Below are 22,785 nucleotides of genomic sequence, written 5' to 3'. Positions count from 1 at the left end.
TTTTGACCCGCAGGCCCGCGCGGGCTGAGCGCGCAGTTCCCCGCGCCCCTAAAAGACCTGACTCCCGCACTCCGCAGGAGACATCAGGCGCCCCGCCCCGGAGGGGCACCCTTTTTTCGTGAGCGAGCCGCAGGCTATTCCGTGCGGAGGCCGTCGGGGCGCATGAGGCGCCAGAGCGGCGGGAGGCTGAGGAGGGTGACGGCGAGGACGACGGCCGCACCGATGCCGCTCATTCGGGCGACGATCCCCCAGTCGACATGGAAAGCCTCGCCGACCATGGCGAGCAGCGCCGCGCCGAGCCCGATGCCGCCGGCACAGGCGAGGACGAGCCCGAGCGCGATCGGCACCGCCGTCTGCCAGAGCACGGACCAGGCGAGCGCGGTGCGCCGCGTCCCGAACGCGACCAGCACAGCCAGCAGCTTCTTCCGGTCACGCAACTGCTCCAGCATCGTCACCAGCAGGCTCGCCCCGATGAGCGCCATGGTGAGCGCGGCACCGACGAACAGCCCCCGCCGCAGCTGCGCGTATTGCGTCTGCGTCGTGAAATTGCTGACGCTGGAGACCTGGGCCTCGGGCCCGAGCGCGGCGCCGGTGTTGCGCAGGTATTCGACGGCGTCCTGTGTGCCGGGGTCGAGGTTGACCATGACCACGGTGGTCGGATCGGCGAGCCGGGACGCGTCGACGGCCTCGGGCGTCACGAAGACTCCCCAGTTGCGCTGGCCGCGCGGATCGGTCCGCGAGACGGCGGCCCGGGTCCCGGAGGGCAGCGTCCACAGCCGCGGGGTGCCGCGGTACGGCGTCGGACCGACGTTGAGGTCGAGCCGCTTGCCGGGCCGGGCGTACTTCGCGAGGTCCGCGTTGGGCGAGGGCCCGGCGAACCGGTCGGTGCTCGGTACGACATAGGCGCTGCCCGGCTTGCAGGAGCCGATCTCGGCCATCTGCCGCAGGGTGTCGCAGTCGCCGACCACCAGCGGGATGTACGCGACGTCCTGCCCATCGCGGAGCGTGGCCGCGTCGGGCTGGGTGGCCCGCGAGTCGGTGAAGCCGTAGGCGCGCGCCACCCCGGGCGTCGTCCTGACCTTCTCGGTGACCGCGGCGGCCTGCCGCGCGTCGGCGGCCGGCACATTGACAGTGGCCTGGATACGGGACGCGTCGGCGCCGGTGGCGTGGACGAACTGCCCGTCCACACTGGCGAAGAGCATCTGGAGCGCGATCGCCCCGGCGACGGCGACGGTGACGCCGCTGACCATCCGCGCGGCCGAGCCGTGGTTCAACTGGAGCCTGCGGATGGCCAGTTGCCAGGCGACCGGGCCGCCGCGCAGCCGGCCGACGACGGCCTCCACCACCCACGGCAGCACCGTGGTGACCCCGAAGAGCAGCAGGACGGCGCCGGTCGCCGTCTGGTACTCGTTGACGTGCGCGTCATTGCCGGTCACCGAGCCGAACAGCGGTACCAGCAGGGCGAGTCCGGCCAGCGGCACGAGAACCCGCCACCACAGGGTGCGCCGCCTGCCGAGACCGTGCCGTACGACGCCCAGCGGTTCGATCGCCGTGCCGCGCAGGCTGATCAGGGTGACGGCGACGGCCGCCAGCGGCACGACCAGCGCGATCAGTACGGTCAGCGCGGTGTTCGGCGTCATGTCGGACGGATAGGCGCTGATGTCGTGGATGGTGACGTGCGCGGCCAACTGCCGTCCGGCGAAGAAGAATCCGGCGCCCGCGCCGAGCCCGAGCACGGACCCGAGCAGCGCCTCGCCCGCGGCGATCCTGCGGGTGGTGCGGATGTCGGCGCCGACCAGCCGCAGCGCCGCGAGCCGCCGGTCCCTGCGCTCGCCGCCGAGCCGTACGGCCGTGCCGACGAAGACCGCGACCGGCAGCAGCAGCACCACCAGCATGATGATCAGCAGCAGGTCGAGCACCGGGGTCAGCGCGTCGGAGGTGATGTGCTCGCCGAAGCCGGTGATCCGTTTGGCGTTGCCGTGCTGGTAGTCCGCGTCGCGGGCGGTGAGTCTGTCGCTGCCCGCGTAGTACATCAGCTCGTTGGGGCCCATCAGCCCGGCGTGCCCGATGGTGCCGGTGTCCCTGTACGGGATGCGCTCGCGCAACAGCGGTGTGGAGCGCAGCAGTTCGCGCAGCGCGGGGGAGACCACCATGTCGCCGGCGCCCGGCAGTTCGGCGACCCCCGGCGGCACCGCCGGCTTCGCGCCCTCGGCCTTCAGCAGCGCGCCGCCGACCTGCTGCCCGTGCCATACGGTGCCGACGTCGGCGATCAGCAGCGACTTCCCGGACGGCTTCGCGACATACGCGGCGGCGCTGGTGTCGCGCGCCTGCCGCTTGTGCTCCCGGGAGTTGAGCGTGGCCGGTACGGCGGCCGCCAGCAGCAGCAGGGCCACCCCGAGCCCGACGCCGACGGCGGTCAGCACCGTACGGGTCCAGCCCTCGCGTCCGCCGCCGGCGGCGAAGCGCGCGCCCAGCGCCAGATCGCGGGCCCAGACGCGGACGCCGGCGGGCCGCTCGGGAGCCGGGGCCGGAGCGGGCGCGGAACCGTACGCCAGCCGCCCGCTCACGCGGCCCGCTCCATGTCGCGCGACTTGCCGTCGCGGACGACGATCTCCCGGTCGGAGTACGCGGCCACGCGGGCCTCGTGGGTGACCAGGACGACGGCGGCGCGGGTGTCGTGCGCGGCCTCGGTGAGCAGCCGCATCACGCGTTCGCCGTTGAGCGAGTCCAGCGCGCCGGTCGGCTCGTCCGCGAACACCACCCGCGGCCCGGACACCAACGCCCGTGCCACGGCGACCCGCTGGCCCTGCCCGCCGGAGACCTCGCCGGGCCGCTTGCCCGCCACATCGGCGACCTCGAGGCGGTCCAGCCACAGCGCGGCCTGCTTCTCGGCGGCCCTGCGCTTGGTGCCGCTCAGCCGCATCGGCATCGCGACATTCTCCAGGCAGGTCAATTCCGGTACGAGCTGGCCGAATTGGAAGACGAAGCCGAAGTCGGCGCGGCGCAGCGCGCTGCGTTCGCCGTCGGACATGCCCGCCATGGAGCGGCCGTCGTAGCGCACATCGCCGGCGTCGGCGCGGACGATGCCGGCCAGGCAGTGCAGCAGCGTCGACTTGCCGGACCCCGAGGGACCCATCACGGCGACCACTTCGCCGGGCCTGATGGAGAAGTCGGCGCCGTCCAGCGCCGGGGTGGGACCGTAGGACTTGCGCAGTCCGGTGGCGGTCAGCAGCGGCTCGGCCGGCGCGGTCATCGGGCCACCTCCGCCGCGAGCTGGCCCAGCCGGGCACTGGTCAGTTCCAGCCACCGCAGGTCCGCCTCCAGATGGAACAGGGCGTGGTCGCAGATGAGTTGGTCGGCGAGGTCGCCCGCGGTCTTGCGCCGGGTCAGCTCGCGCATCAGCCGCAGGTGCTCGGCGCGCTGGGTGTCCAGCAGATCGGCCGCCGGGCGGCCGGTGAGCAGCGCCAGCACGACCTTGGTGTAGAGCGTGGTCTGGAGGTACGGCTCGGGCTTCTCCGGCTGCGCGAGCCAGGACTCGACGTCGGTGACGCCCGCGTCGGTGATGGCGTACCGCTTGCGTTCCGGGCCGCCGCCCGCCTCTATGCCGTCGACCTCGACGAGACCGTTCTTGAGCAGCCGCGCCATGGTCGAGTACACCTGCCCGTACGCGAGCGGCCGGTCGTGCCCGAAGCGTTCGTCGAAGGCGCGCTTGAGGTCGTATCCGTGGCGCGGTCCGGATTCCAGGAGCCCGAGGAGGGCGTGGCCGATTGACATGCGGGGAACACTACACCATGGGTATACATGGTGTGTATACCCATGGTGAGGAGTGCCGGGAGGCCCGTCAGGGGGCCTCCCGGCGGTCGTGCGGCGGCCCGCTCAGCCGCCCGGCGCACCCTCCGTACCTTCCGTACCCTCGGCGTTCTCAGCGCTCTCGGGCTGCTTCGGGGGCCGGCCCCGGCGCGGGATGGGCCGGGCCGCCGACGGCAGCCGGCCGGCCTCGGCCAGGGCGCGGCGGAGCAGGAATTCGATCTGCGCGTTGGTGCTGCGCAGCTCGCCCGCCGCCCACGACGCGAGCGCGTCGTGCACGGCGGGGTCGAGCCGCAGCAGCACCTGCTTGCGGGCGCGGGCGCGAGCCGCCGGCCGCTCGGCAGGCGCCTCGTCGGACGTGGTCACTGGTAAAGAGTGCCCGTGTTCAGCACCGGCTGCGCGGCACGGTCGCCGCACAGCACCACCAGCAGATTGCTCACCATGGACGCCTTGCGCTCCTCGTCCAGCTCCACGATCCCCTGCTCGGCGATCCGCGCGAGCGCCGACTCCACCATGCCCACCGCGCCGTCCACGATGGTCTGCCGGGCCGACACGATCGCGCCCGCCTGCTGCCGCTGGAGCATCGCCGAGGCGATCTCCGGGGCGTAGGCGAGGTGCGTGAAGCGCGACTCGATGATCTTCACGCCGGCCGCCTCGACCCGCGCGGCGATCTCCGCCGACAGCCGCTCGGTGATGTCCTCCGAATTGCCGCGCAGCGACAGAGCCTGCCCGTCGTGGGCGTCGTACGGGTAGTTGGTCGCGATGTGCCGGACGGCGGTGTCGGTCTGGATGCCGACGAACTTCACGAAGTTGTCCACCTCGAAGACCGCCTGCGCGGTGTCCCTGACCTGCCAGACCACGACCGCGGCCAGCTCGATCGGGTTGCCGTAGGCGTCGTTGACCTTGAGCACCGCGGTCTCGTGGTTGCGCAGCCGGGTGGAGATCTTGCGGCGGCTGGTCAGCGGATTCACCCAGCGCAGCCCGTCCTGCCGGATGGTGCCCTGGTAGCGCCCGAACAGCTGGCACACCCGCGCCGAGCCCGGCGCAACCTGGGTCAGGCCGAAGAGCGTGACGAAGGCGACGAGGACGATCACGATCCCCACCGCGATCATCGTGCCCGCCAGCGCGCCGCCCTGGCCGTTCGCGCGCGCCCCGCCCGCGACGACCAGGCCCGCGCCACCCGCGATCACCAGCAGCGCGAGCAGCAGGAAGGGCAGACCCGGCATACCGACCGCGCGCCGCTCCTGCACCCGCGGCGCGGGCATCTCCGGTACGTCCGGCGCTCCGGCCGCGGGCTGAATCTGCTCCGACATGGCGTGTTCCCCGTTCCCCTGGAAGTGTCTATCAAAGTGTTAGCACATTTTCAGGGACCCATGCACCCCGGGACACGATGCAGCCCCGGGCACGGGACATGATCACGTGCCTCGGGGCTGCGCTTCGGTGGGCGGACCGGCTCGCGGCCGAGCGGGTCAGCTCTTCACGGCCGCGGCGATCCGGTCGCCGATGCCCTGGTCGATGCTGCGCCAGTACGTCAGCGCCCGCTCCAGCACCGGCGCGCTCACGCCGTCGCGGAGATGGCCGGCCACATTCCCGACCAGCCGCTCGCGCGCCGCGTCGTCCAGCACCTCGCGCACCATCGTGCCCGGCTGCCCGAAGTCGTCGTCCTCCGCGTGCAGCGCGTACGCCTCCCGCACCATCTCGCCGGCCGCCTGCCAGCCCGCGATCTCCCCGTACGCCTGTGGCGAAGCGGCGGGCCCGCCGTAGGAGTTGGGCGCGTACGGCGCGCCGGTGTTGGCCGGCTCGTACCGCATCGGGCCGTCCTTGGCATAGGAGTTGACCGGCGAGTGCGGCCGGTTCGGCGGCAGCTGCGCGTAGTTGGGCCCGATCCGGTAGCGGTGCGTGTCGGGGTACGAGAAGAGCCGGCCGAGCAGCATCTTGTCCGGCGACGGGCCGATGCCCGGCACCATGTTCGCGGGCTCGAACGCGGCCTGCTCGATGTGCACGAAGAAGTCCTCCGGATTGCGGTCCAGCGTCATCCGGCCGACCTCGATCAGCGGGTAGTCGCCGTGCGGCCACACCTTCGTCAGGTCGAACGGGTTGAAGCGGTAGTCCGCCGCGTCCTCGAACGGCATGACCTGCACGTACAGCGTCCACGACGGGTGCTCGCCCCGGTCGATGGACTCCCACAGGTCCTGCCGGTGGTAGTCCGCGTTCTCCCCGGCCAGCGTGTCGGCGTCCGCCTGTGTCAGGAAGTCGATGCCCTGGTCGGTCTTGAAGTGGTACTTCACCCAGAACTTGGTGCCGGCGCCGTTGATCCACATGTACGTGTGGGAGCCGTAGCCGTTCATGTGCCGGTACGACTTGGGGATGCCGCGGTCGCCCATCAGCCAGGTCACCTGGTGCGCCGACTCCGGCGACAGCGTCCAGAAGTCCCACTGCATGTCGTTGTCGCGCAGCCCGTTGTCCGGGCGGCGCTTCTGCGACCTGATGAAGTCCTGGAACTTGATCGTGTCCCGCACGAAGAACACCGGGGTGTTGTTGCCCACCAGGTCGTAATTGCCGTGCTCCGTATAGAACTTCAGCGCGAAGCCGCGCGGGTCTCGCCAGGTGTCCGGGCTGCCCTGCTCGCCCGCCACCGTCGAGAACCGCGCCAGCATCTCCGTCCGCCGCCCCGGCTGGAACAGGTCCGCCCGGGTGAACTGGCTGACGTCGTTGGTCACTTCGAACCGGCCGTACGCGCCGCTGCCCTTGGCGTGCACCACCCTTTCCGGGACGCGCTCCCGGTTGAACTGGGCCATCTTCTCGATCAGATAGTGATCCTGCAGCAGGATCGGCCCGTCGGGCCCCACGGTCAGCGAATGTTCATCGCTCTCCACCGGGATGCCTGCGTTGTTCGTCGTGTACGGGGTGGCCATCGAGAGTCTCCTCCCGCTCGGGAATGCCGTCCGGCCGGGCTGCTACCCACACTCCCACCGAACGTGCTTCCCGGCACGTTGAGCGATCGTGAGGTGACGTTAGGTGATCGGACACCCTCTTCCGCGAGTGCGGGTACGGTGCCTGGTACGTGGGAGCCCTCACTCCGTATGCGTACCGTCCTTGCCCCTTTTTTGCCGCCCTCTCGCCTCCGGGCGCTTAGACCCGGTGTCGACAGTCGATCGTGCTCGGCCGCTCGTTCCTCACGGCCTGTGCGCGTTCTCCCTTTCGACACCGGCGCGCCCTTCGGCTCGATGGCTACACGGTGCCTGCTTGGTCCGTGGAGGCACCGCTCACAGCGGCAGCTCGAACCACACCACCTTGCCCGCGCCCAAGCGGGTCGCGCCCCAGCGTTGGGCCATGCGGTTGACGAGGTAGAGGCCGCGGCCGCCCTCCTCCTCGGGGGCCGCGTGCCGCATGCGGGGGAGCAGCGGCGCGTCGTCGCCGACCTCGCAGCGCAGGACGTCCGTACGGAGCAGGCGCAGGGTGATGGGCCGCTCGGCGTACCGCACCGCGTTGGTGACGATCTCGCTGACCAGCAGCTCGGCGGCGTCGGACTGCTCCTCCAGGTCCCAGCGGCGCAGCGCCTGGCGGATCAGGCGGCGGGCGCGGCCGGGCGTCTGGGGGTGCGGCTCCAGGAACCAGTAGGCGACGTCGCTGGGCGAGATCCCGTCGAAGCGGGCGGCCAGCAGCGCGATGTCGTCGTCGCGGTCGCCGGGGCCGAGGATCTCCAGCACCTCGTCGCACAGCGGCTCCAGCGGCGGCGGCGAGACGACGCTGGCGGCGTCGTGCAGCCGCTCGCGCAGCAGCTCGATGCCGCCCCAGACGTCGCGGCTGCGGGACTCCACCAGACCGTCGGTGTAGAGCAGCAGCGTCGCCCCGGCGGGGGCGGGCAGCTCGACGGCCTCGAAGGGCACACCGCCGACGCCGATCGGCGCGCCGGGCGGCACCCGGAGCACTTCGGCGAGGCCGTCGGCGTGCAGCAGCACGGGCGGCGGGTGGCCGGCGTTGGCGACGACCAGGCGGTGCGCGATCGGGTCGTAGACGGCGTAGACGCAGGTCGCCATCCGGTCCTGGCCAAGCCGCTGGGCCTGTTCGTCCAGGTGGTAGAGGACTTCCTGCGGTGCGAGGTCGAGCCCGGCCAGGGTCTGCACGGTGGTGCGGAGCTGGCCCATGATCGCCGCGGACGTCATGGAGTGGCCCATCACGTCACCGACGACGAGGGCGACCCGGCTGCCGGGCAGCGGGATCGCGTCGTACCAGTCGCCGCCGACCCGGGCGGACTCGGCCGCCGGAAGGTATCTGCTGGCCAGCTGCACACCGGTGGGCTGCGGCAGCGAGTCCGGCAGCATCTCGCGCTGGAGGGCGTCGGCGATGTACGCCTCGCGCCCGTACAGCACCGCCTTGTCGACGCCCAGCGCGGTGTGGGTGGCCAGCTGCGCCGCCACCAGCAGGTCGTCGGGCTCGAAGGGGGAGCGGTCGGCGCGCCGCAGCAGCACGGCCGCGCCGATCACCCGGCGCCGGCCGCGCAGCGGCGCGAGCAGGGCGCGGCGGCCGGTCGGCAGGCCCGGCAGCGGGGTGTCGGAGCGCTCGGGCCGCCCGAGGAGTTCGGCGAGCGCGTCGGCGGCCCGCGGCGACTCCGCGAACACCGGCCGCACCCCGCGCAGCACCTCGGCCAGCGGCCCGTCGAGCAGCACGGCGATGGACTCGGCGGCGCCGCCGTACGAGGACTCCAGGGCGGGCAGCAGCGGCGCCGCGCCGACCGGGGCGGTCGCGCTCTCCAGCGGGTCGCCGGGCTCCTCCAGGCCGCCGTCCGCGCGCCGCAGGCGCAGCCGCAGCGGGCCCGAGGGGCGTTCGTCGCCGACCGGCAGCGGGTCGCGCAGATAGACCAGGATGGCGTCGGCGAAGGCGGGCACCGCCGAGCGGCACAGGCCCAGCAGGATCTCGTCGAGGTCGAGACCGCGGGCGATCCGCCGGGTGGCGGCGCCCACGTACCGCAGCCGGTCGGCCTCGGGGCCGGTCTGCGCGGGCATCGGGATGCGCATCCCCACAGAATCCTCGTCGCCGGGGTGTCCCGCCGCTTCCAGCGGCGTGCCGCGCGGCGGGGTGCTGACGAAGGAGGCCAGCGACTCGCCCTCCTGCGGTGTCGTCCAGCCCGATCCCGCGGCCGGTCCCGGGTCCAGGCCCTGCGGCACGGGAGGCGCCGGTACGTCCGGCAGGTGCGGCTCCGCCCCGGCCGTGGGACCCGCCGGCCCCCGCTGCGTATCCGGCACGCCGCTCACCCCGCCCACCCCGTCGGCCACGTCGTCTTCGTCGTGCTCGTCGTACTGGTCGTGCTCTTTGTCCTCGCCGTACTGCTCACCGTGCTGATCGCCGTACCGCCCGTCGGGCCCGCCCGCCCCGCCGGACTCCTCGTGCCGCTCGTGCTGCTCGTGCGGACGCGCCGATCCCGCGTCTCCGCCGGGTATGGCGTCGGGCCGCCGCTCGCCGTGCCGGTCCCGGGCCGGACCGGAGTCCCGCGCCGGACCGAAGTCGCGGGCGGCGCGGGGCAGCTCCTGGTGACCGGGCTGCTCGGCGGGCGCCGCGCCCTCGGGCACGGCGAAGCCGCCGCGCGGGTCCGGTGGCGGCGCGGCATGGTTCCTGGGCGGGCGGGGCGGGTCCGTGGTCACGCGAGTCGTTCCATCCGTCTGAGCGCCACGCGCTGGCCGCGGCGGGTCGGGCCTGGTCAGGCGCGTCGGCAGGAAAGGAAGATCTGCTCCTCCGGCGGCACGTCGATGCTCGCCGGTGCGTAGGCGTACGAATCCTCCTTGATCACCTCGAAGCCCGCGTCCGCGACGACTTGGAGCAGTTCGTCCCGTAGATAACCGGATACCCGGATCGTGTGACCGAGGAACGGAATCGCCACATAGTCCACATCCGCCTCCACCATCGACAGGGCGAGCAGCCCGCCCGGCTCCAGCAGGGCGTGGATCGACCGCAAGGTGGTGGGGACCTCGTCGCGCGGCAGCATCAGCAGCGAGAAGAAGGCGGCGACGCCCGCGAAGCTGCCCGCGGCCAGCGGGCCGCTGTCACCGGCGATGTCCGCGATGTCGGCCTGGAGGAAGTCGGCCTCCGGCACATTGGCCCGCGCCTGCGTGAGCATCCCGGGGGACAGGTCGATACCGGTGACCCGCAGCCCGCCCTCGGCCAGCTGCCGCGCCGTCGGCAGTCCCGTACCGCAGCCGAGGTCCAGCACCCGGGCGCCCGCGGGCAGCGATTCGACGAGCCAGTCGCCGGCCTGGATCTGGCCGTCCTTGTGGGGGAACGCCTCGTCGTACCGGTCGCCGATCGCGTCGAACGCCTCGGCCTGGCCGATGCGGTCCCTGCCCTGTTCGTCGGCAGGGGGGATCCCCATGTGCTCGTAGCCGCCGGTTCCCACTGCTCCCGGGCCTCCCTGACTGCTCTCTCCGCCGGTGGTGCCGGCGATGGTGCTGACGGTGACGGTGTGGTGACGACGATGCCGGCACCGGCTGTGACGTAGCGTCAAACTCTAGGCCGAGATCGGCAATTGTGCAGTCTTCCGGAGCACGATCCTACGGTTGGCGGTCAAGGGTGCCACACGCGGCTCCGCCGCACACGGCGAAGCCCGGGCCGCCGCTCACGACGGCGGGCGGTCCCAGTCCGCCGGCAGCGCCGGGACCGGCCACGACGGGTCGGGACGCCAGTCCTGCCAGCCGTCGCGGAAGGGCGGCCCCCACGTCCTGATCACTCCCGCCGCGCGCTCGCCGGCCCGCCGCACCCGCGCCGCCGACTCCGCCGTCATCAGCCCGTCCGCCTGCGCCTGGGCGAATTCGTCCTCGTCCAGCCAGCGCCAGCTGCGGTCCGGGTGGACCGAGATGTCCAGGAAGTGATCTTCCGAATCCACCCCGCCCGACCAGCGCCGCCGGGGCTCTTCAAGATTCACATACCAGCTCTTGAACCGCCACCCGGGCTCCCAGAACAGCCACACCGACCACGGCTCGCCCGGCCGCGCCAGCTTCAGCACCCCGGTGCCGAACCACTGCTCGACCCGCCGCGCCCGCGGCTTGACGTACCGCGTCGCCAGCGGCTCGCGGTGCACCGGCGTGCCGTCCGCGAGCACCGGCTTCACACAGGCCGTACCGGGCGCCATCCACACCGCCAGCAGCTCCGCGTCGTCCCGCACCACGGTCACCGGACGGCAGATGTGCACCTCGTCCGTGCCGTTGCCGCGGTAGCGCCACAGCACCTGGTCGCCGGGCGTCCAGAAGGGGTGCGCCCCGGCGCGGATCGAGAGGTCGGCATCGGCTGTCATGAACAGAGTTTACGGAACCACTGTTACGGATGTGCTGCCGATCAACGGCTGCCCGGTGAGTCGGCCTCCCGCCGCTACGGGTGCGTCATCCGCAGCACGTCCAGCGCCTCGTCCAGCTGCGCCTCGGTCAGCAGCCCGCGGTCGACGTAGCCGGACTCGATCACCACCTGCCGGATCGTCTTCCGCTCGGCGAGCGCCTGCTTGGTGACCTTCGCGGCCTCCTCGTACCCGATGTACCGGTTCAGTGGGGTCACCACGGACGGCGAGGACTCGGCGTACTCGCGGGCCCGCTCGGCGTGCGCGGTGATGCCGTCCACGGTCCGGTCGGCGAGCAGCCGGGTGACGTTGGCGAGCAGCCGCACCGACTCCAGGATGTTGCGGGCGATCACCGGCAGCATCACGTTCAGCTCGAAATTGCCCGCCGCGCCGGCCATGGCGATCGTCGTGTCATTGCCCGTGACCTGCGCGGCGACCATCAGCACCGCCTCGGGGATCACCGGATTGACCTTGCCGGGCATGATCGACGAGCCGGGCTGGAGGTCGGGCAGGCTGATCTCGGCCAGGCCGGTACGGGGTCCCGACGACATCCAGCGCAGGTCGTTGGCGATCTTGGTCAGGCCGACCGCGATGGTCCGCAGCTGCCCCGAGGTCTCCACGATGCCGTCCCTGGCGCCCTGCGCCTCGAAGTGGTCGCGCGCCTCGGTCAGCGGCAGCCCGGTCGTCCGCGCCACCTCCGCGATCACCGCGGCCGGGAAGCCGGCCGGTGTGTTGATGCCGGTGCCGACCGCCGTGCCGCCCAGCGGCAGCTCCGCCAGCCGCGGCAGCGCGGAGCGCAGCCGCTCGATCCCGTACCGCACCTGCGCCGCGTAGCCGCCGAACTCCTGGCCGAGCGTGACCGGCGTGGCGTCCATCAGATGGGTGCGGCCCGCCTTGACGACGGTGGCGAATTCCGTCGCCTTCGCCTCCAGGGATTCCGCCAGCCGGGTGAGTGCCGGGACGAGGTCACCGGTCACCGCGGCCGTGGCGGCGATGTGGATGGAGGACGGGAAGACGTCGTTGGACGACTGCGAGGCGTTGACGTGGTCGTTGGGGTGCACGTCACGGCCGAGCCGCTCGGTGGCCAGCGTCGCGATGACCTCGTTGGTGTTCATGTTGGACGAGGTGCCGGAACCGGTCTGGAACACGTCGATCGGGAAGTGGTCGTCCCAGCGGCCGTCCGCGACCTCGGCGGCGGCCTCCTGGATCGCCTCCGCGGTGTCCTCGTCCAGGACGCCCAGTTCCGCATTGACCTTCGCCGCGGCGGCCTTGATCCGGGCCAGCGCCTGGATGTGCGCCCGCTCGATCCGCTGCCCGGAGATCGGGAAGTTCTCCACCGCCCGCTGCGTCTGCGCCCGCCATTTCGCCCCGGCGGGCACCCGTACCTCGCCCATCGAGTCGTGCTCGATCCGGTATTCGCTCATGCCTATAACAGTGCCCGGGAGCACCGAAGTGTTCCCGGGCACTGTCACGGTCGCGGGCATCCGTACGGACCCCGGTACGGATCCCGCATCAGGCGGGCATCGCCAGCCTGCCGTCCCCTCCTTCCGGCGACTCCTGCGACTCCCGCGCTTCCCGCTCCTCGCGGGCCGCCCGCGCCGCCGCCCTGCGGTCGGCGAGCAGCCGGTCGAGCGCCGGCGCGCCCGGCCCGCAGAAGACGATCAGCAGCAGCGTCCAGCAGAAGAAGACCGCCGCCTCGCCGCCGTTCTCGATCGGCAGCAGCGCCCGGTGCTGGTGGACGTCGAAGTACGCGAACGCCATCGAGCCCGAGCCGAGCAGCGCGGCCGGCCTGGTCGCCAGGCCGAGCAGCACCAGCGCGCCGCACGCCAGCTGGATCAGCGCCGCGTACCAGCCGGGCCAGCGGCCCGCCGGCAGCTCCGCGGTGTCCAGCACCCCGAAGAGCGACGCCACCCCGTGGCAGGTGAACAGCAGCCCGACGACGGCGCGGAAGGCGCCGAGCGCGTACGGCCGCCCCCGGTCGAGCCGGTCCGACACGGTGGCGCCGCGCGTCCCGTGCCCGCGGACCGTCACTGGTAGACCCCGAACTCGTACAGCGAGTACCCCCAGCCCGAGCCGCGGGCCGTGCCCAGGACACGGACGTAGCGGCCGGTGCCGTTGACGTCGAGGTCGTCGATGTCGCCGTTGCCGTCCGTCACGGACGTCACCGTCGTCCAGTTCTGCCCGTCCTCGGACGTCTGGATGTCGTACGCCTTGCCGTACGCCGGGTCCCAGGCGAGCTGGACGTGCTTGAAGGTGGTCGAGGTGCCCAGGTCCACCTGGAGCCACTGGGGGTCGCTCCAGTCGCTCGCCCAGCGGGTGTCGAAGCGGCCGTCCACCGCGCTCGCCGCCGCGCACGGGCAGCCGCCGGTCGGGTCGGTCTGGAAGGACGAGGCCGTCGCGGGCTTGCCCTGCGCGACATTCACGCCGTCCGGCTTCGGCGGCACGATCTTCACCGACTTCGAGCCGTAGCCGACATTGCCGTGGTCGTCGGTCGCCTTGATGTACACCTTGTACACGCCGGTCTTGGCGGGCGCCTTCGCGGTGAACGTGCCGCCGCCGCCCTGCTGGCCGTCCGCCGGGTTCAGGGCGCCGTTGTTGTCCACGTAGATGCTGCTGTACAGCACCTGGTACGTGATCGGGTCGTTCTCCGGGTCGGTCGTGGTGCTGTGCACGGTCAGCGTGCCGCCGGCCGGGACACCGGTCGTGGCGTCGTCCACGCTCATGTCCGCCACCGTCGGCGGCAGATTGTCGCCGGAGGTGTCACCGCCGTACGCGCGCTTGACCGCGTAGTACGAGGCGCGCTTGAGGCCCTCGGGGACGAGGTTGAACCAGATGCCGCCGAAGTCGTGCTCGGTGCCGTAGTGGAAGAGCGTCGCGCCGAGCGCCACCCCCGGGTGGTCGGTCACGCAGTTCCAGGCGCTGGTGTAACCGTCCGCCTTCTGCTGGTCGGTGGCCTCGTCCGGTACGCCGTTGGCGTCGTTCGGCACCTCCCACGAACCGGCGGGCCCGCCCTCGGTGATGATGTACGGCTTGTCGTAACCGCCGCTCTCCCAGGCCGACTTGACGTTGCAGACGTCCTTGTAGGAGTTGACCGCCAGCAGGTCCAGGTCCGGGGTGTTCTTCTTGTAGTACGGCCACGCGCCCGTCCAGGCGTCGGTGGAGGTCACCGGGTGGTTCGGGTCGGCGGCGTGCACGGCCTTCGACAGGTCGTTGACGAAGCTGGTGTAGGCGTTGCGCTCCTGCTCCAACTGGTCGCCGCTGTAGCAGTTCTGGAGCCCGAGCACCGACTCGTTGCCGACGTCCCACATCAGCACGCCCGGGTTGTCCTTGTAGGTGTTCACCCACTTCGGGAACTCGGCCAGCATGTCGTTCTTGTACGTGGTGTCCGTCAGGTAGTCCACGCAGCCGCCCGAGCCGGGACCGCCGCCGGGCTGGAGCCAGAAGCCGGCGATCACTTTGATGCCGTTGGCCGCCGCCGCGTCGAACAGCGGCGCGCTGGTGGCGTCGGTGCCCCAGGTGCGGATGGTGTTGACGCCCATCCGCTTGAGGTCCGGCAGGTCGGCGGCGGCCTCCGACGGCTGCGGCCCCCAGGTGAGCCCCTTGACCGTCCACGGCGAACCGTCCACGGTCAGCTGCCAGTTGCCCTGCGAACCGGTCACCTTCACGACGCTGCCCGCCGCCTGCGCGGCCGGCGCCTGGGCGACGGCGATGCCGGTGGCGACCAGTCCCGCCGCGGCGACCGGGACCAGCGCCCGCCTGGCCCTCCTGCTGAACGTACGGGTGCGCATGGTGTCCTCCGATGCGAAGCGGCGGTACGGGTCGTGCGGGGTGTGCGGGGCGTGCGTGCGCCCGGGCCCGGTCACGGGTAGCTCACCAGGTAGGAGATACCGGAGTTGGTGTTGTTCACCGGGTCGCCCGTCTCGTTGACGACATGGCTGATCGTGCCGTCGTTGCCGAGCGAGACGGTGACCATGTCGTGCAGCCGCACCCCGGGCGCGTCCGGCACCCGCAGCGCGCTGTCGGCGACCACGGACGGGTCGGCGAGGAACAGGCAGTAGCTGCCGAGCCCCCACGCCTCGTGCGTGCCGACCGAGTCCGCCACCTGGTAGGCGGCGTAGCCGTTGCGCGAACCGTCCTTCCAGGCGGCCTGGTTGGGCGGGTCGTACGGCATCTCGTTCTGGAAGAAGTACGTACGGCCGCCGTCGCCGTTCCAGAGCACCTCCGCCTTCTGGTGGTGCTCGACGAACAGGCCGTACATCGTGACGCGGGCGCCGTTGACGACCAGGCCGGTGTCGCTGGTGTTGACGTCCCAGCCGACGCCGTTGCCGTGGTCGGCGCGCCACAGCCACAGATTGTCGCCGATCACGTCGGAGCTGTTGATCTCGACGCTGACCGTCGCCTTGCCGGCCTGCGCGCCGCCGATCCGCACGAACACGTCCTGGAGCAGCGTCGGATCGCCGCTGTGGCTGCCGCCGGCGCCCTGCGGGCCGACCCGCACCAGCACCTCGGAGTTGGTGGCGCCCGCGTCGATCAGCAGCCCGGAGATCTTCACGCCGTCCACGTCGGCGACCGACAGCGCGGTCACGCCGCCGGCGGGCAGCAGGGTCGCGATGCCCAGGCCCAGCACGATCGTGCCCGCCCGGGTGACCTCGATCGGCGCGTCCAGCGTGTACACGCCGGGGGTGACCAGCAGGTGCTTGCCCTGCGCGAGGGCCGCGTTGATGTCCGCGGCGGATTCGCCCGGCTTGGCGATGTGGAAGTCGGTCAGCGGGACCGACTCGCCGCGCGGGCCGCCCGCCCAGGTGACACCGCGCGCGTTCGTCGCGAGCGCGGGCACGAACACCTGGTAGGCGCCGGACCCGTCCACGTACAGGAACGGCTTCTCGCGGACGACCGGGGCCGAATCGACCACCGTGTGCGAGGGGTCGGGGAAATTCTGCGGGGGCGCGCCGTCGACGCCGACGAAGACCATGTTCCAGACCGAGCCGGCCCATTCGCCGAGCGTGCTGTTGCGGGTCAGCCACTGCTGCTGCGAGCCGGACACGACCCGGCCGTCCACCTTGCAGTCGGCCATGAAGCCGCCGCTGGCCCAGCCGTCGTAGCCGTTCCACAGCGGCACTTCGCCGCGGATGTGCACCCGGCGCAGCGGGGCGGCCTGCGACACCGCCCAGCGGTTGGTGCCGTTGGTGGGCGTGACCGACAGGTTCTCGGCGCTGCGCCAGAAGTTCTGCGTCGCGTTGCCCTGCATCCAGTCGGCCTCGACGTGCACCAGGCCGTGGATGTCGACGTCGTCGGGGGACAGGCCGAGGCCCGCGACATGCGTGTAGAAGCCGACGTTGACGTCGAGCCCGTCGTAGGTGCCGGGCTTGAACAGCAGCGCGTAGCGGTCGGTGCCGAACTGGTTGGACTCCTGGCGGGAGAAGACGTCGGAGACCTTGGCCTGGATGTCGGCGATCGCCATGGACGGGTCGAAGACCAGGACGTTGGGCCCGAAGTCGGGTGCGTCGGCGGCGCTTTGGGTCGCCGTACGGGACGGGGTGGCGCTTTCCGTACGCGGCGTACGGGCCGAGGCGCGGCCGGCGAGTGCCGGGGTGGCGGTGAGGGCGGCCAGCGCGCCGAGGGCCGCGCGCCGGGACCAGCGGGGAGTGGTGTCGGGGGCTTGCTGGGTCTGCTCGGTGGGGGGATGTGCGGGGAAGTTCATGGATCACCTGTGTGTTGGGGGGACAGGTCTTCCGGAGAGCGCTCTCCCGCGAGGCCGCGAAGGCCCCGGCCCGCGGGAGAGCACGGTGTTCCGGGAGTTAGGGCAGTTCGTAGTTCTGGTTCAGCGCCGCGCCCTTGCCCGGCTGCGACTGGTCGTAACCGCGGGCGTCGCACTGGAGCCCGCCGTTGATGCAGTGGGTGACCAGCGCGTTCAGCGTCGCGTCGTCCCAGTCGTTGAAGAAGTCGTAGTGGAAGGAGAAGCCCTGGCCACTGGAGAGATGCACCTGCGACATGTCGCCATTGACCGGCCAGGCCATCTTGAACTCGATCATCGGCAGGGCCACCGGGTGGTCGGCCGGGCAGACGTTCTGGTTCGCGCCCGACGCGATCGGATACGCCATGTGGCTCTTGTGGTCCGGCGTGTCCAGGTGGATTCCGTCCCAGCAACTCGGCGCCTGGAGCCGGATGTTGAGCTGGGTGTCAGGGGTGTTCGGGCAGGACACCGGGATGTTCCAGTTGTGGTAACTGGTCCCGCACTCCCAGCCCTCGACCGTGCCCTTGAGGTGCTGGAACTCGTCCTGCGTCTGCGACGGGCTGCCGACGACGAAGCGCAGGCCCTTGGGGAACGGGCGCACGCTGGTGTAGTCGTTGACCGACGACTTGTAGTAGATCGTCTGTGTGCCGACCGGCAGGATCTTCTGCGTGCCCTTGTACAGACTCGGCATCCAGTACGCCGACTTGTCGCCCGGCGCCAGACACGCGGTGCTGCCCGTCTCCAGCGACGCGGTGGTGGAGTTCGCGTTCGTGGTGTTGTTCCCCATGAACGTGTGGTCGTGCGACGCCCCGGGCTGCCCCGGGAAGACGATCGGGTCGTCCGGCGCCGTGTGGTTGACCGCGCACTGCGCCTGGAACTCGTGGAAGTACGCATGCGGCGGGTCGTACGTGGACGGCGTCACGCCGGTGACCGGCGGATTGGCCATGATGTAGCCGTCCCCGTCCGGGTCGTCGCCCGACGCGAGGCCGTTCCCGGCCAGCGGCATCACCATGCCGGGCATCCCGGCGTGATCGGCCTGCGCCGCCTTGTTCGCGGCGGCCGGCGTGCTGGCGGAAGCGTTTCCGGTGGTCATCGCGACGCCACCGATGCCGAGTCCGGTCGCCGCCAGGGACAGTGCGATGAGCAGACCCGGGATTCTTCTGGTTCTCCGTGCCATGGAGACCTCCTGCTTGTGTTGCGCATGGGGGGCTGACGGCCGTCCCCGCCCGGCGGGCGGCATGACGGACCATCAGGTGGGAGAGCGCTCTCCCAGTCACGGAATGTTCCGCTCACGCAAAGGACATGTCAACGCCTGATGAACCGCCGCCACCGCACGACCCGGGCATTCCGCCCCGCCCCACCCGCCCTGGCCTGCACACCTCGACATCTGGCGGATTTCGTGAAGACCCGCTTCCGGCGCGGCTCCCCGACAGCCCCGGGCCGCCGCGAACACGACGCCCCCGCGGGACCAATGCGGTCCCGCGGGGGCGCGGTGTGCTGTCTTCGGGGAGGGCGCCGGGTCAGGACTGGCCGGGGGCGCGGACCGGGATCGAGGTGAAGGTGGGGGCCGGGGCGGGGTCCTGGAAGAAGTCGTTGCCCTTGTCGTCCACGACGACGAAGGCCGGGAAGTCCTCGACCTCGATCTTCCAGACGGCTTCCATGCCGAGTTCGGCGTATTCGAGGACGTCGACCTGCTTGATGCAGTCCTGGGCGAGGCGGGCGGCGGGGCCGCCGATCGAGCCGAGGTAGAAACCGCCGTGGCTGGCACAGGCGTTGGTGACCTGCTGGGAGCGGTTGCCCTTGGCGAGCATCACGAAGGAGCCGCCCGCGGCCTGGAACTGCTCGACGTAGGCGTCCATCCGGCCGGCCGTGGTGGGGCCGAAGGAGCCGGAGGCGTACCCCTCGGGGGTCTTGGCGGGTCCCGCGTAGTAGACGGCGTGGTCGCGCAGGTACCGCGGCATCTCCTCGCCCGCGTCGAGCCGCTCCTTGATCTTGGCGTGCGCGATGTCGCGCGCCACGACCAGCGGTCCCGACAGCGAGAGCCGCGTCTTGACCGGGTATTTGGTCAGCTCCGCGCGGATCTCGTCCATCGGCCGGTTGAGGTCGATCCGGACGACGTCCTCGTCCAGGTGCTCGTCGGTGGTCTCCGGCAGGAAGCGCGCCGGGTCGGTCTCCAGCTGCTCCAGGAAGACACCCTCGGCGGTGATCTTGGCGAGCGCCTGCCGGTCGGCCGAGCAGGAGACGGCGATCGCGACCGGGCAGGACGCGCCGTGCCGCGGCAGCCGCACCACCCGCACGTCGTGGCAGAAGTACTTGCCGCCGAACTGCGCCCCGATGCCGATCTTCTGCGTCAGCTCGAAGACCTTCTGCTCCAGCTCCTTGTCCCGGAAGCCGTGCCCGGCGGGCGAGCCCTCGGCGGGCAGCTCGTCCAGGTAGTGCGCGGAGGCGTACTTCGCCGTCTTCAGGGCGAATTCCGCGCTGGTGCCGCCGACCACGATCGCCAGGTGGTACGGCGGGCAGGCCGCCGTACCCAGCGAACGGATCTTCTCCTCCAGGAACTTCATCATGGAGGTCTCGTTCAGTACCGCCTTCGTCTCCTGGTAGAGGAAGGACTTGTTGGCGCTGCCACCGCCCTTGGCCATGAACAGGAACTTGTACGCGCCGCCGTCGGTCGCGTACAGCTCGATCTGCGCGGGCAGGTTGGAGCCGGTGTTCTTCTCGTCCCACATCGTCAGCGGCGCCATCTGCGAGTAGCGCAGATTGAGCTTGGTGTACGCGTCGTAGATGCCGCGCGAGAGCGCTTCCTCGTCGCCGCCCTCGGTGAGCACCCGCTGGCCGCGCTTGCCCATGACGATCGCGGTGCCGGTGTCCTGGCACATGGGGAGCACCCCGGCGGCGGCGATGTTCGCGTTCTTCAGCAGGTCGAGCGCGACGAACTTGTCGTTGGCGCTGGCCTGCGGGTCGTCGAGGATGCGGCGCAGCTGCGCGAGGTGGGTGGGGCGCAGGTAGTGCGAGATGTCGTGCATCGCCTCGGCCGCGAGCCGGCGCAGCGCCTCGGGCTCGACCTTGAGGAAGGTGCGCCCGTCCGCCTCGAAGGTGCTGACGCCGTCGGCGGTGACCAGGCGGTACGCGGTCGGGTCCTCGCCGAGGGGGAGCAGATCCGTGTAGGCGAACTCAGGCATGGGGCATTCCTCACTCGGCGGCGGCGCTGCGGCGTGCCAATCCTAGAACGTCCCCCGGGCGCTCCCGATGTGAGCTGCCGCTCACGGCCCGGCCGCCCGCGGGGGAGGCGCTTCCCCTAGGGGGGACTTCGGGGTAGTCGCGATCTATCGCGTCTGTGTACCGTAGAAGACGTGGATGAATCGCAGCTCGAAAAGCGCCCGCAGGAGCCGCCCCGGCCGGTCACCGCAGCGTCCGCGGACGCGGATCTGCGCGCGTCGGACGCGGACCGGGACCGTATCGCCGACATCCTGCGCGAGGCGCTGGCCGAGGGCCGGCTCGACGCCGGCGAGCACTCCGAGCGGCTCGACCGGGTGTACGCGGCCAAGACCCTCGGCGAGCTGCAGCCACTGGTCCGGGACCTGCCGGTGGGCCGGGACAGCGTCCCGGCGCCCACCCCCGCGGCCGGCCGCGGCTACGCGTACGCGCCCGACCCCAGCGGGGAGAACCCGAACCTGGTCGGCATCCTCGGCGGCGCCGAGCGCAAGGGCCGCTGGCGCGTGGGGCACAAGATCACCGCGGTCGCGATCATGGGCGGCGTCGAGATCGACCTCACCGAAGCGACCTTCACCTCACCGGAGTTGGTCATCCACTGCACCGCGATCATGGGCGGCGTGAGCATCAAGCTGCCGGAGAACGTGACGCTGCGTGGCGGCGGTGTCGTCGGGATCATGGGCGGCTCCGACGTCAAGGCGTTCGAGGCACCGGACGCCAACGCTCCGGTCGTCCGCATCGACGGCTTCGCCTTCTGGGGCGGCGTCGAGGCGAAGGCCAAGCGCGGCAAGAAAGTCAAAGATTGGACGAAGAAGCAGCTCGGGGACTGATCACGGGTCCCCGGCGGGAGCTTCCGACGGGCCGGTCGCGGCCGACCGCCGGCACCTTCGCCGACCGCCGTACGGCACCCCCGCACCCGCACCGCATGCCGTAACGGCTGTGAAAGCAGGTGCGTAAGTGCGCCAAGCTACCTGCGTGTTCACGCCATCCGCAGGTCAGAGCGGTGCGGCGTCCTCACGCAGGGCGAACACGCTACGCATGAAGTCGCGTACAGCGGGTAGGGGTTCGAGCACGCCGCCGCACCACCGCCGTCGCATCGCGCCCGCCGGGGGAGCGGTCGGCGACGCGCCAGGGTGGCAATCGCCGAGCCGTCGTCAGGAGTATCCCGTGCTTCAACCGATCGAGCCCGTCATGGACACCGCTTCCCCGCCCGGTCACCCGGTGACCCGGGATCTCGGCGGGCCCTGGCACTCGGAGGCCGCCTGCCGCAGTGACGAGGCGGGGCTCTTCTTCGCCCCGTCGAAGGAACCCACAGCGGCCCGCCTGTCCCGGGAGGAGGCGGCCAAACGTGTCTGCGCGCGCTGCCCGGTGATGCTCGAATGCCGTGAACACGCGCTGCTGCAGCCCGAGCCGTACGGCGTGTGGGGCGGCATGACCGCCGCCGAGCGCCGTGTGGTGCTGGCCCGCCGCCGCCGTCGCGAGGTCGAACTCCAGCGCACCGACCCGCAGATCGCCGCCGCGGGCTGAGCGGTACGGGGCGACGACCCACCGCCCGCCGCGCCGCACCCGGGAATACGGGGCCCGAGTGCGCCGCGACGGGCGGCGACATGACGTGACGTACGGCCGTGCGCCCACAGCCGGTTGACGTGTCCGGTCAGCGTGCCCGGTCGAAGTCGATCGCGCTGTACGCCCGCAGCTTCGCCAGCCGGTGCGTGGAGTCGATCTGCCGGATCGTGCCGGACTTGGACCGCATCACCAGCGACGAGGTGGTCGCGGTCTCCGCGCGGTAGCGCACCCCGCGCAGCAGTTCGCCGTCGGTGATCCCAGTGGCGACGAAGAACACGTTCTCGCCGCTGACCAGGTCCTTGGTGTGCAGGATCCGGTCCAGGTCGTGCCCGGCGTCCAGCGCCCTGCCGCGCTCCGCGTCGTCCTTGGGCCACAGCCGGCCCTGGATCGTGCCGCCGAGACAGGTGATCGCGCAGGCCGCGATGATGCCCTCCGGCGTACCGCCGATGCCCATCAGCATGTCGACGCCGGTGCCCTCGCGGACCGCCATGATGGCGCCCGCCACGTCGCCGTCGGCGATGAACTTGATCCGGGCGCCGGTCTCGCGGATCTCCTTGACGATGCCGTCGTGCCGCGGCCGGTCCAGCACCACGACGGTGACGTCCTCGGGCGCGCTGCCCTTGGCCTTGGCGACCCGGCGCACGTTCACCGCCGGCGGCGCGGTGATGTCGACGTACTCGGCGGCCTCCGGGCCGACCACGAGCTTGTCCATGTAGAAGACGGCCGACGGGTCGAACATCGTGCCGCGGTCGGCGACGGCGAGCACCGCCACCGCGTTCGGCATGCCCTTGGCGGTCAGCGTCGTGCCGTCCACCGGGTCCACGGCGACGTCGCACTCCGGTCCTGTGCCGTCGCCGATCCGCTCGCCGTTGTAGAGCATCGGCGCCTCGTCCTTCTCGCCCTCGCCGATGACGACGACGCCGTTCATCGAGACGGTGTGGACGAGGGTGCGCATCGCGTTCACCGCGGCGCCGTCGGCGCCGTTCTTGTCGCCCCGGCCGACCCAGCGGCCGGCCGCCATCGCGGCGGCCTCGGTGACCCGGACCAGTTCCAGGGCCAGGTTGCGGTCGGGCGCCTCGGGGCTCACTTCGAGCTGGGGCGGCAAATGCTGTTCGGTCATCACAGCGCACCTTTCTGTACGAGG

At 71.6% G+C, this 22,785-nt stretch carries 18 protein-coding genes; 2 read left to right on the top strand and 16 right to left on the bottom strand.

The features are described 5' to 3' along the window. Positions 1–134: 134 nt before the first annotated feature. From BM076_RS23645 to BM076_RS23575, 15 genes are all read right to left on the bottom strand, one after another. On the bottom strand, positions 135–2,567 hold the full coding sequence (locus BM076_RS23645) for an ABC transporter permease (RefSeq protein WP_245796255.1): 2,433 nt from the start codon (positions 2,565–2,567) through the stop codon (positions 135–137). After that, positions 2,564–3,253, bottom strand: coding sequence for an ABC transporter ATP-binding protein (locus BM076_RS23640; protein WP_093715693.1), 690 nt, complete (start codon positions 3,251–3,253; stop codon positions 2,564–2,566). The genes BM076_RS23645 and BM076_RS23640 overlap by 4 nt, the downstream gene beginning before the upstream one ends. Beyond that, positions 3,250–3,774: a PadR family transcriptional regulator gene (locus tag BM076_RS23635; protein ID WP_093715692.1), complete on the bottom strand. Its 525-nt coding sequence runs from the start codon at positions 3,772–3,774 to the stop codon at positions 3,250–3,252. Before BM076_RS23635 ends, BM076_RS23640 begins: the two co-directional genes overlap by 4 nt. Before the next feature lie 102 nt (positions 3,775–3,876). Continuing rightward, the gene (locus BM076_RS23630; protein ID WP_093715691.1) at positions 3,877–4,173 is read right to left on the bottom strand and encodes a hypothetical protein; all 297 of its coding nucleotides are present in this window, start codon (positions 4,171–4,173) and stop codon (positions 3,877–3,879) included. Then, positions 4,170–5,120, bottom strand: a complete 951-nt coding sequence (locus tag BM076_RS23625; protein ID WP_093715690.1) for an SPFH domain-containing protein — start codon at positions 5,118–5,120, stop codon at positions 4,170–4,172. The genes BM076_RS23630 and BM076_RS23625 overlap by 4 nt, the downstream gene beginning before the upstream one ends. 156 nt (positions 5,121–5,276) lie before the next feature. Further along, on the bottom strand, positions 5,277–6,722 hold the full coding sequence (locus BM076_RS23620) for a catalase (protein ID WP_093715689.1): 1,446 nt from the start codon (positions 6,720–6,722) through the stop codon (positions 5,277–5,279). Between the two features lie 351 nt (positions 6,723–7,073). Next, entirely contained in the window at positions 7,074–9,449 is a 2,376-nt protein-coding gene (locus tag BM076_RS23615; RefSeq protein ID WP_245796254.1) for a SpoIIE family protein phosphatase, read from the bottom strand. A 56-nt stretch (positions 9,450–9,505) separates the two neighbouring features. Then, the gene (locus BM076_RS23610; RefSeq protein ID WP_093715768.1) at positions 9,506–10,174 is read right to left on the bottom strand and encodes a class I SAM-dependent DNA methyltransferase; all 669 of its coding nucleotides are present in this window, start codon (positions 10,172–10,174) and stop codon (positions 9,506–9,508) included. Positions 10,175–10,417: 243 nt separating this feature from the next. Further along, entirely contained in the window at positions 10,418–11,092 is a 675-nt protein-coding gene (fomD, locus tag BM076_RS23605; RefSeq protein WP_093715688.1) for a cytidylyl-2-hydroxypropylphosphonate hydrolase, read from the bottom strand. Positions 11,093–11,166: 74 nt separating this feature from the next. Further along, on the bottom strand, positions 11,167–12,552 hold the full coding sequence (locus tag BM076_RS23600) for a class II fumarate hydratase (protein WP_093715687.1): 1,386 nt from the start codon (positions 12,550–12,552) through the stop codon (positions 11,167–11,169). Positions 12,553–12,640: 88 nt separating this feature from the next. Then, on the bottom strand, positions 12,641–13,123 hold the full coding sequence (locus BM076_RS23595; RefSeq protein WP_093715767.1) for a DoxX family protein: 483 nt from the start codon (positions 13,121–13,123) through the stop codon (positions 12,641–12,643). 32 nt (positions 13,124–13,155) lie between these two features. Continuing rightward, entirely contained in the window at positions 13,156–14,916 is a 1,761-nt protein-coding gene (locus BM076_RS23590) for a discoidin domain-containing protein (protein WP_093715766.1), read from the bottom strand. 71 nt (positions 14,917–14,987) lie between these two features. Then, positions 14,988–16,829 carry an adenylyl cyclase gene (locus tag BM076_RS23585; protein ID WP_093715686.1) on the bottom strand — a complete coding sequence of 614 codons (1,842 nt, stop codon included), beginning with the start codon at positions 16,827–16,829 and terminating at the stop codon, positions 14,988–14,990. Positions 16,830–16,926: 97 nt separating this feature from the next. Beyond that, positions 16,927–18,039, bottom strand: a complete 1,113-nt coding sequence (locus BM076_RS23580) for a DUF1996 domain-containing protein (protein WP_093715685.1) — start codon at positions 18,037–18,039, stop codon at positions 16,927–16,929. 343 nt (positions 18,040–18,382) lie between these two features. Next, positions 18,383–20,044: a fumarate hydratase gene (locus tag BM076_RS23575; protein WP_093715684.1), complete on the bottom strand. Its 1,662-nt coding sequence runs from the start codon at positions 20,042–20,044 to the stop codon at positions 18,383–18,385. 171 nt (positions 20,045–20,215) lie between these two features. Here BM076_RS23575 and BM076_RS23570 point away from each other — a divergent pair, with 171 nt between their 5' ends. Together BM076_RS23570 and BM076_RS23565 are read left to right on the top strand one after the other, a co-directional pair. Continuing rightward, complete coding sequence (locus BM076_RS23570) at positions 20,216–20,905, top strand: DUF1707 SHOCT-like domain-containing protein (RefSeq protein WP_093715683.1); 690 nt, start codon at positions 20,216–20,218, stop codon at positions 20,903–20,905. Between the two features lie 337 nt (positions 20,906–21,242). Further along, the gene (locus BM076_RS23565; RefSeq protein WP_093715682.1) at positions 21,243–21,602 is read left to right on the top strand and encodes a WhiB family transcriptional regulator; all 360 of its coding nucleotides are present in this window, start codon (positions 21,243–21,245) and stop codon (positions 21,600–21,602) included. Positions 21,603–21,729: 127 nt separating this feature from the next. On the opposite strand, the gene glpX is transcribed toward BM076_RS23565, so the two are convergent. Next, positions 21,730–22,761 (bottom strand): class II fructose-bisphosphatase, encoded by a 1,032-nt coding sequence (gene glpX, locus BM076_RS23560; RefSeq protein ID WP_093715681.1) that lies wholly within the window; start codon positions 22,759–22,761, stop codon positions 21,730–21,732. Positions 22,762–22,785: the final 24 nt, after the last annotated feature.

The organism is Actinacidiphila alni (assembly GCF_900112845.1).
GTDB lineage: Bacteria > Actinomycetota > Actinomycetes > Streptomycetales > Streptomycetaceae > Actinacidiphila > Actinacidiphila alni.
The sequence above is the reverse complement of the archived record's forward strand: the minus strand, read 5'-3'. Positions and strand labels throughout refer to the sequence as shown.